Here is an 8,900-nt window from a genome sequence, read left to right as displayed (position 1 = left end):
GGAATTATCTGGGTTGGCGAAGGATGCTGGAGCGCTATGGCCGGGAAGTGACTATCCCACGTTGCTTGCATGAGGCGCTGGGGCGACCCATGCAACACGAAATTGGGACATAGCCTAAAAAAACGGTCAACCCAGGTTGACCGTTTTTCATCTCCAGGCAGCCCCTTAGAACAGCAGGTGCGCCACGCCGGCGATGACCGGCAGGGTGACCAGGGTGCGCAGCAGGAAGATGACGAACAGCTCCCACAGCTTGACCGGGATCTTGCTGCCCAGCAGCAGGGCGCCCACTTCCGACATATAGATGAGCTGGGTCACCGACATGGCGGCGATCACGAAGCGGGTGATGTCGCTCTCTATGGTCGAGGCCAGCACAGCCGGGATGAACATGTCGGCGAAGCCCACCATGATGGTCTTGGACGCCGCCTCGGCCTCCGGCAGTTGCAGCAGCTCAAGCAAGGGCACGAAGGGGGCACCCAGCCAGTTGAAGATGGGGGTATGCTCGGCCAGCATCAGGGCGCAGGTCCCGATCGCCATCACCACCGGCAACACGCCAAACACCATGTCCAGGGCGTTCTTCACCCCTTCCCGCGCCACGGCGCCGAGATCCGTCATGCTGTCGGCCTTGGCCAGGGCACGCTGATAGCCATAGCTCAGCACGCTGTGCTGATGGGGAATGGCCTCCTGCTTGCGGCACAGGGGGGTGCCGTCGCTGTAGACATCCTTCTTCCAGGAGAGCGGGGGCAGGCGCGGCACCACTATGGCGGCCACCACACCGGCCAGGCAGACGGTCAGATAGAAGGGCACGAACATGTGCTCCAGCTTCACCTGGGAGATCACCACCAGACAGAAGGTGATGGAGACAGCCGAGAAGGTGGTGCCGATGACGGCGGCCTCACGTTGGGTGTAGAACTTGCCCTCGTACTGCTTGCTGGTGAGCAGGATGCCGACGCTGCCATCCCCCAGCCAGGAGGCGAAGCAATCCACGGCAGAGCGGCCGGGCAAGCGGAACACAGGGCGCATGATGCGGGTCATCATGGTGCCGACAAACTCCAGCAGACCGAAGTCCAGCAGCAGCGGCAGCAGCAAGCCGGCGAAGATGAAGACGGAGAACAGCACCGGCAGTAGATCGTGCAGCACCAGGCCACCGGTCGCCCCGGAACGCAGCACCTCGGGGCCAGCCTCGAAGAAGGTCAGCAGCACGAAGAGGCCCCCCAGTACCCGCACGCAGGCCCAGAAGGGGGAGACGTTGAACAGGCTGTTGAGGAAGGGGCGTCTCACCAGGATCGCCGGCTTGAACAACCAGGCGATCAACGTCATCAGCATGGTGGTGGTAATGATGGCGCTGACCATGGCCACCAGATAGTCGGCGAACACCGTCTGTACCAGCTTCGCCAGCACGGCGACGGGGATGGTGACATTGCCGTCATAGATGACGGGGGTCATGAACAGCAGGATCCCGATGAGCGACGGGATCAAAAACATCAGCACGTTGCGGCGAGTACGGATCGCCGGTGCTTCCAGGGTCTTTTCCAACATGATAGACAGCCTTAAATATGACTTTTCCTTCAGCCAGGCAGCCTGCATATTCATGCCCTCGCCCGGCAAACGGGCGCAAGAATAACCCAAAAAACTGCACAAACAAGCTTTTAATGGATTATTTCAAGCATAAATATTTTATCAGGCGAACCATCCATAAGAACAAACCAAAACAGTCATGCATATCAATTCAGTTTGACAGGTTAGCATAATGTTTCAAATTGGTTACGTTCAGGGGCGCAGTATAATCAGTTGCGGTTGGCAGGCAATAAGTGGCATGAGAAATATATCTATATGGTGATCCCGTCGATCCTCCCATAAAAAAACCGGAGCCTGTCGGGGCTCCGGTCTTGTCACGAGAGAGAGTCTCAATCGCGTACGTAGATCACTTCGACGCCGTCGTCGTCTTCGTCATCCCAGTCGTCGTCCTCGTCCAGCGCCTCATCGAAGGCCTTGGAGGCTGCCAGGGCTTCCGCCTCGGCCTGGGCCAGCTGGTTCTTGTGGTAGTCATCCCACTTGAACTCCACCTTCTCGATGGCGGCCTTGGCATCGGCTTCCAGCTGACGGGGCATGGTGTCCAGCAGATCCAGAATGTCGTAGCAGACCTTCTTGGTGCCTTCCTTGCTGATGGCGGTGATCTGGTAGACAGGGCCTTCGTAGGCCAGCGCGGCCTTGACTCTGTCCATCACTTCCTGGGCTTCTTCTTCCAGGATCAGATCCATCTTGTTGAACACCAGCCAGCGCGGTTTGCCTGCCAGCTCGGGGCTGTACTTCTCCAGCTCCCGGACTATGGTCACGGCATTCTCAGCCGGATCGGAACCGTCAACCGGGCAGATATCCACCAGGTGGATCAGCACACGGCAACGCTCCAGGTGCTTGAGGAAGCGGATACCGAGGCCAGCGCCTTCGGCAGCACCTTCGATCAGACCGGGGATATCGGCGATGACGAAGGAGCGGGAGTTCTCCCCACGCACCACGCCCAGGTTCGGCACCAGGGTAGTGAAGGGATAGTCGGCCACTTTCGGGCGGGCGGCAGAGACGGCGCGAATGAAGGTGGACTTGCCCGCGTTGGGCAGACCCAGCATGCCGACGTCCGCCAGCAGCAGCAGTTCCAGCTTCAGGGTGCGAACTTCCCCCGGGGTACCGTTGCTCTTCTGATAGGGGGCGCGGTTGACCGAGCTCTTGAAACGGGTGTTGCCAAGGCCGTGGAAACCGCCCTTGGCGACCAGCAGCTTCTGGCCGTGGGTGGTCAGATCCCCCAGCAGTTCACCGGTATCTTCATCGCTGGCGCGGGTACCGACCGGGACGCGCAGGGTGCGATCCTTGCCGCGACGGCCGGTACAGTTGGCGCTCTGGCCGTTCTCGCCACGCTCGGCGGCATGGAAACGTTCGAAACGGTAGTCGATCAGGGTGTTCAGGTTCTCGTCGGCGATCAGATAGACATCACCGCCGTCACCACCATCACCGCCGTCCGGACCACCGTTCGGGATGTACTTTTCACGGCGAAAGCTCACACAACCGTTACCACCGTCACCGGCATCGACTCGAATCTGGACTTCATCAACAAACTTCATAGGTAACCGTCACCTTAATTCGAAAAACCGATACGCAATTATAGTGGTACAGGCCCCTTGGGGCGAGACGCAACTGGCCGATGAGGCCCGTCTGCGCCGGCTCATCCGCGTGCCGTTTTTTCGTCAAACTCATCAGAAAAACAAAAGCCCCGCCTGTTGGCGGGGCTTCGGATCCTTGCGGTCCGTAATTACTCAGCAATGATGCTGACGTACTTACGATTCAGCGGACCTTTAACTTCGAACAGGATCTTGCCAGTCGCTTTCGCGTACAGGGTGTGATCCGTGCCCAGGCCAACGTTGGTGCCAGCGTGGAATTTGGTACCACGTTGACGAACGATGATGCTGCCTGCCAGAACTGTTTCGCCGCCGAAACGCTTAACGCCAAGGCGTTTAGCTTCAGAATCGCGACCGTTGCGGGATGAACCGCCAGCTTTTTTATGTGCCATTTATCGGACTCCTCTAATTAAGCGCTGATGCCAGTGATTTTGACTTCAGTGAACCACTGACGGTGGCCCGCTTGCTTACGATGGTGCTTACGACGACGGAACTTGACGATAGTCACTTTCTCGCCACGGCCGTGAGCCACAACTTCAGCTACAACCTTGCCACCTTCAACGAAAGGAGCACCTACTTTAAAAGTGTCGCCTGCAGCAACCATCAGAACTTCGTTGAAGTCGATGGTAGCGCCAGTCTCAACGTTCAGCTTTTCCAGACGAACGATTTGACCTTCGGCCACACGGTGTTGTTTTCCGCCGCTTTGGAATACCGCGTACATTTGATTAACTCCGTAAAGGCGTGTCTTTTGCTCAAGGCCAGACACGCGCAAAAACCTATAACAATGGGCGGGCATTCTACGCAGAACGATTTGCCTAGGCAAGGCCAATTTAGCAAAAAGTTTATTTTGTGCGCATATCTGCCGCCGTGAATAAACGCTTAACTGTAACCCATTGTGAAATCGTGTAGAATCCCCGCCATTGCTAAAAACGCAGTAATTGCTGCCGTCACGTTACGAGACTTATGGACCAACAGACTATCCGTGCGCTCTGTGCCGCCGACATGACGGCGGTCAATGAACTGATCCTGGCCAGACTCCAGTCCGATGTCAGCCTGATCAACCAGCTGGGTTTCTACATTGTCAGTGCAGGCGGAAAACGGATGCGCCCCATGCTGACGGTAATGGCCGCCCGCGCACTGGGGTACCAAGGTCAGGACCATCTCAAGCTCGCCGCCATCATCGAATTCATTCATACCTCTACCCTGCTGCATGACGACGTGGTCGATGAATCCGACCTGCGCCGCGGCCGGGAGACCGCCAATGCGCTGTTCGGCAACGCCGCCAGCGTCCTGGTCGGTGACTACCTCTACAGCCGCTCTTTCCAGATGATGAGCGAGCTCTCCAACTTGCGGGTGATGGAAATCCTGTCGGATGCCACCAACACCATAGCCGAGGGGGAAGTGCTGCAGTTGATGAACTGCAACGATCCGGACACCACGGAAGAGAGCTACATGACGGTCATCTACTGCAAGACCGCCAAGCTGTTTGAAGCCGCCACCCGCCTCGCCGCCGTGCTGACCCATCAGCCCGAGCCCGTCGAACAGGCCATGACCGACTACGGCAAGTACCTGGGCACCGCCTTCCAGATCATCGACGACGTCATGGATTACTGCTCCCAGAGCGATGAGATGGGCAAGAACGTCGGTGACGACCTGGCCGAAGGCAAGCCCACCCTGCCACTGCTGCGCGCCATGGCCGTGGGCACCCCGGAAGAGCGTCAGCTCATCCGCGACGCCATCGAGCACCGCAACGGCATGGAGCATCTCGACCGCATCCTGGCCATCCTGGATAGCACCGGTGCCCTGGAGTACTCCCGCGAGCGGGCCCGGGAAGAGGCCGACAAGGCCATTGCCGCCCTCGCCATCCTGCCGGACTCCCAGCACAGGCAGGCGCTGGAGACCCTGGCCCAGATGGCGGTACAGCGCAGCGCCTGAGTCAATGTGTCAGCATCCAAGAAAAAAGAGGCCATAGGCCTCTTTTTTATGGTCTGCGTTTTGCTCTCAGGCGCTGTATTGACTGCTCAATGGGCCAGCGCCCAGAGGATGACGGCCCCCGCCACCACCAGACAACCGCCGATGCGACGCAGCTGCTCCGGCGGCTGATCGCTCATCAGTCTCAGCATCTGTTGCCAGGCCCTCGGCGCCAGCAAGGGGCCCAGCCCCTCGAACAGCAGCAACAGCCCCACTCCCATCAAGATGGCTGTCAGCATGACTCCTCCTGCCCTCTGGGCCCTTGTCTCATCAAGCAAAAGGGCCTGAATCATCAGGCCCTTTGGGTTATGGCGCTATGCCTGCTTACTGCTTGTCACCGTGAGGCGACTTGAGGTAGCGGAAGAACTCGCTGTCAGGCTTCAGGACCATGAGGTCGTTGCCGCCGGCGAAGCTCTTGCGATAGGCCTCCATGCTACGCACGAAGCTGAAGAACTCGGGGTCCTTCTTGTAGCTGTCGGCATAGATCTTGGCGGCTTCGGCATCCCCTTCACCACGCAGCTGACGCGCATTACTCTCGGCGTCGGCGATCATGACGGTAACCTTGCGGTCGATGTCGGCACGCAGGATCTCGGCCTGCTCGCGGCCCTGGGAGCGGTGCTCACGGGCTACGGCAGTCCGCTCGGCACGCATCCGCTGATAGATGGAGCTGGAGACTTCCACCGGCAGGTTGATCTGCTTGATGCGCACATCCACCACCTTGATGCCGAGCTCGGAGGAGCGCGCCATCTTCATCAGGGCATCTTCCATCACGGTACTGCGCTCACCGGAGACTATGTCCTTGATGGTGCGGTTACCGATCTCGGAACGCAGACCGTTGTTGATCTTGCGCTTGAGCAGGTCTTCGGCCTGGATCTTGTTGCCACCACCTGTTGCCAGGTAGTACTTGGAGAAGTCCTCGATCTTCCACTTCACGTAGGAGTCGATGATGAGGTCTTTCTTCTCTGAGGTGACGAAGCGATCCGCCTGGCCTTCCAGAGTCTGGATGCGGGCATCCATCTTGCGAACCTGGTCGATGAGCGGCACCTTGAAGTGCAGGCCCGGCTCATAGAGGCGGGGCTCACCGGAGTCAACCCGCTTCACCTTGCCAAACTGCACCACTATGCCCTTCTGACCTTCATCGACGATGAAGACGGAAGAGAAGCAGACCATGGCGGCCACAGCGATGACACCAATAGCTATTTTCTTCATCTATTAGTTTCTCCCTGTGCTGAAACGGTCACCGCCACGCAGCGGGGTCGGAGTGGAATTGGCCCCTTCGTTGGACGGCTGGGCCGGCTCCACCGCAGGTGTGCCCGCCGGACGCGCCGGTTGCACGGCATTTGCCTTGCCGGAGAGCTTGTCGAGCGGCAGGTAGATCATGCTGTTGTTGCCAGCAGGCATGTCGACCAGCACCTTGTTGGCTTGCTGATAGAGCTCTTCCATGGTTTCCAGGTAGATACGCTCACGAGTCAACTCGGGGGCGGACTGGTACTGGGGCAGCAGCTCGTTGAAGCGCGCGACTTCACCCTTGGCCTTCAGCACGATCTGGGACTTGTAGCCTTCGGCTTCCTGTTCCAGACGCTTGACCTGACCACGGGCCTTGGGCTCGACTTCACGGGCATAGGCTTCCGCTTCACGGATGAAGCGCTGTTCATCTTCCTGGGCGGAGATGGCGTCATCGAAGGCGTCTTTCACCTCTTCCGGCGGACGCGCCGGCAGGAAGTTGACGTCGACGATCTGCAGACCCATCTGGTAGGGCTCTATGATGCCATCGATCACCTGCCAGGTCTCCTGACGGACTTTTTCCCGACCCGTGGTCAGGACATCATCCATCTTGGTGTGACCCACCACGTAGCGCAGGGCGCTGTCGGTGGCCTGGCTCAGACTCTCGTCGGCATTGGTGACGCTGAACAGATACTGCTCGGGATCGACCACGCGGTACTGCACGTCCATCTCGACCCGGACCACGTTCTCATCCTGGGTCAGCATGAAGCCGGAGGCAGGCAGGGAGCGCACCGATTCCACATCCACCGGGATCACCCGATCGATGAAGGTCGGCTTCCAGCGCAGACCCGGATCCACGTTATGGGAGTACTCCCCAAAACGCAGCACCACGCCCCGCTCGGCTTCGCGAATGGTGTAGAAGCCGCTGACGACCCACACCACCACGGCCACCACCAAGGCGATGGAGAGGCCAAACTTGCCCACATCACCACCCGATTTGCCACCACCGAACAGGCCACCGAAACGACGGCTCACCTTGCGCAGCATCTCATCCAGATCAGGGGGTCCCTGATTCTTGCCGTTGTTCCCCCAAGGGTCACGGTCTTTGCCGTTGTTACCAGGCTCATTCCAAGCCATCAGCGTCTCCATTAATACATGCGGATGGATATCATCTCTACCGGGCCATCAACCCTTGACGAAGTCTGTCTTCATCGCCGGATCAATGTCTGATAAAGCGTTGTAAACTCTCACCTTCTTGTTTCATGAGGCGGTTCCAGTCGGCAAGCTGCAAGCGTACCTCCAGGACAAAATCCCCCTCCTCGCTGAAACCTTCCTGCTCGATGCCTTTCAGCCGATAGAGCGCACTGCGCAATCTCGCGGCCGAGGGCGGCAACTGCAGGGTGTGATGGACCATGGATCCGGCCAGCAGTTCGGTCAGGGCCTGGAACAGGTATTCACTGCCTTCACCTGTCTGGGCCGACAGCCAGACCCGCTGCGGGCGCCCTTCGTCATCCCGCTCCAGACCGGCCGGACGATCCGCCAGCTTGTCGATCTTGTTGCAGATCATCAGCTGGGGGCGGTCGTCCGCCTCGATCTCGGCCAAGACTGTCTGCACCGAATCGACATTCTCCTGCATCTGCTCATCGGCACAGTCCACGACGTGCAGCAGCAGGTCCGCTTCGCGGGTCTCCTGCAGCGTCGCCTTGAAGGCCGCGACCAGATCATGGGGCAAGTGCCGAATAAATCCAACTGTATCCGCCAGGATCACATCACCCACATCCTGGATCACCAATTTACGCAGGGTGGGATCCAGAGTTGCGAACAATTGGTCGGCAGCATACACGCTGGCATCTGTAAGTTGGTTGAACAAAGTGGACTTTCCGGCGTTGGTGTAGCCCACCAGCGACACTGTCGGCACCTCGTTGCGGTTACGGGCGCGACGGCCCTGCTCCCGCTGCTTCGCCACCTTGTCGAGCCGACGCAAAATCGCCTTGATGCGCTCTCGCAGCAGGCGTCGGTCGGTTTCAAGCTGGGTTTCACCCGGGCCGCGCAGACCTATGCCGCCCTTCTGACGCTCGAGGTGGGTCCAGCCTCGCACCAGGCGAGTAGAAAGATGGCGCAATTGGGCCAGTTCGACCTGCAACTTGCCTTCGTGGGTACGGGCGCGCTGGGCGAAGATATCGAGGATGAGGCCTGTCCTGTCCACCACACGGCACTGGAACAGACGCTCCAGGTTGCGTTCCTGGGCAGGAGTCAGGGCATGGTTGAAGATGACCACGTCCGCACCCAGCATCTGGACCTGGGACGCGATCTCTTCCGCCTTGCCGCTGCCGACAAAATATTTGGCACTGGGCGCGCTGCGACTGGTGGTGATCACCCCCAGCGCATTGACCCCGGCCGAGCTCACCAGCATCTTGAGCTCGTCCAGATCCTCCCGCTCACCCTCATCGCTGAAGTTGACATGTACCAGAACGGCCTGTTCACCAGCTTCGTAACGGTCAAACAAGCGCTTGCTCCTTGACAGGTATCATGATGATTCTG

Annotated in this window: 9 protein-coding genes and 1 pseudogene; 2 read left to right on the top strand and 8 right to left on the bottom strand. The window is 59.1% G+C overall.

Annotation, left to right across the window (positions count from 1 at the left end; all coding sequences use genetic code 11):
- A pseudogene (locus tag G4923_RS19965) lies at window positions 1-113 on the top strand (IS1595 family transposase); the annotation flags it as partial.
- A 52-nt stretch (window positions 114-165) separates the two neighbouring features.
- On the opposite strand, the gene G4923_RS19960 reads toward G4923_RS19965, so the two are convergent.
- From G4923_RS19960 to rplU, 4 genes are all read right to left on the bottom strand, one after another.
- Window positions 166-1,536, bottom strand: coding sequence for a YjiH family protein (locus G4923_RS19960; protein WP_111912303.1), 1,371 nt, complete (start codon window positions 1,534-1,536; stop codon window positions 166-168).
- A 368-nt stretch (window positions 1,537-1,904) separates the two neighbouring features.
- A complete protein-coding gene (cgtA, locus tag G4923_RS19955) occupies window positions 1,905-3,110 on the bottom strand; it encodes an Obg family GTPase CgtA (protein ID WP_005327243.1) in 1,206 nt (401 codons plus the stop codon).
- A 188-nt stretch (window positions 3,111-3,298) separates the two neighbouring features.
- Complete coding sequence (gene rpmA, locus G4923_RS19950) at window positions 3,299-3,556, bottom strand: 50S ribosomal protein L27 (RefSeq protein WP_111912301.1); 258 nt, start codon at window positions 3,554-3,556, stop codon at window positions 3,299-3,301.
- Window positions 3,557-3,573: 17 nt separating this feature from the next.
- Window positions 3,574-3,885 (bottom strand): 50S ribosomal protein L21, encoded by a 312-nt coding sequence (gene rplU, locus G4923_RS19945; protein WP_005304210.1) that lies wholly within the window; start codon window positions 3,883-3,885, stop codon window positions 3,574-3,576.
- Between the two features lie 242 nt (window positions 3,886-4,127).
- Here rplU and ispB point away from each other — a divergent pair, with 242 nt between their 5' ends.
- Window positions 4,128-5,099 (top strand): octaprenyl diphosphate synthase, encoded by a 972-nt coding sequence (gene ispB, locus G4923_RS19940; RefSeq protein WP_111912299.1) that lies wholly within the window; start codon window positions 4,128-4,130, stop codon window positions 5,097-5,099.
- A gap of 86 nt (window positions 5,100-5,185) precedes the next feature.
- Here ispB and G4923_RS19935 read toward each other — a convergent pair whose 3' ends face one another.
- The 4 genes from G4923_RS19935 to hflX all read right to left on the bottom strand — a co-directional run bounded on the left by G4923_RS19935 (window position 5,186) and on the right by hflX (window position 8,865).
- The gene (locus G4923_RS19935; protein WP_025328123.1) at window positions 5,186-5,374 is read right to left on the bottom strand and encodes a DUF2065 domain-containing protein; all 189 of its coding nucleotides are present in this window, start codon (window positions 5,372-5,374) and stop codon (window positions 5,186-5,188) included.
- Between the two features lie 85 nt (window positions 5,375-5,459).
- The gene (gene hflC / locus G4923_RS19930; protein ID WP_106885927.1) at window positions 5,460-6,344 is read right to left on the bottom strand and encodes a protease modulator HflC; all 885 of its coding nucleotides are present in this window, start codon (window positions 6,342-6,344) and stop codon (window positions 5,460-5,462) included.
- Between the two features lie 3 nt (window positions 6,345-6,347).
- Window positions 6,348-7,496, bottom strand: coding sequence for an FtsH protease activity modulator HflK (gene hflK / locus G4923_RS19925; RefSeq protein WP_025328125.1), 1,149 nt, complete (start codon window positions 7,494-7,496; stop codon window positions 6,348-6,350).
- Window positions 7,497-7,578: 82 nt separating this feature from the next.
- Entirely contained in the window at window positions 7,579-8,865 is a 1,287-nt protein-coding gene (gene hflX / locus G4923_RS19920; RefSeq protein ID WP_106885926.1) for a ribosome rescue GTPase HflX, read from the bottom strand.
- Window positions 8,866-8,900 lie beyond the last annotated feature (35 nt).

Source organism: Aeromonas rivipollensis (genome assembly GCF_010974825.1).
GTDB lineage: Bacteria > Pseudomonadota > Gammaproteobacteria > Enterobacterales > Aeromonadaceae > Aeromonas > Aeromonas rivipollensis.
This window is presented reverse-complemented; position numbering and strand designations above follow the sequence as displayed.

Excerpts from the sequence above, each read along its gene's own strand:
- rplU (WP_005304210.1), bottom strand. The coding sequence starts at position 3,885 with ATGTACGCGGTATTCCAAAGCGGCGGAAAACAACACCGTGTGGCCGAA.
- hflC (WP_106885927.1), bottom strand. The coding sequence starts at position 6,344 with ATGAAGAAAATAGCTATTGGTGTCATCGCTGTGGCCGCCATGGTCTGC.
- ispB (WP_111912299.1), top strand. The coding sequence starts at position 4,128 with ATGGACCAACAGACTATCCGTGCGCTCTGTGCCGCCGACATGACGGCG.
- cgtA (WP_005327243.1), bottom strand. The coding sequence starts at position 3,110 with ATGAAGTTTGTTGATGAAGTCCAGATTCGAGTCGATGCCGGTGACGGT.
- rpmA (WP_111912301.1), bottom strand. The coding sequence starts at position 3,556 with ATGGCACATAAAAAAGCTGGCGGTTCATCCCGCAACGGTCGCGATTCT.
- hflK (WP_025328125.1), bottom strand. The coding sequence starts at position 7,496 with ATGGCTTGGAATGAGCCTGGTAACAACGGCAAAGACCGTGACCCTTGG.
- G4923_RS19935 (WP_025328123.1), bottom strand. The coding sequence starts at position 5,374 with ATGCTGACAGCCATCTTGATGGGAGTGGGGCTGTTGCTGCTGTTCGAG.
- G4923_RS19960 (WP_111912303.1), bottom strand. The coding sequence starts at position 1,536 with ATGTTGGAAAAGACCCTGGAAGCACCGGCGATCCGTACTCGCCGCAAC.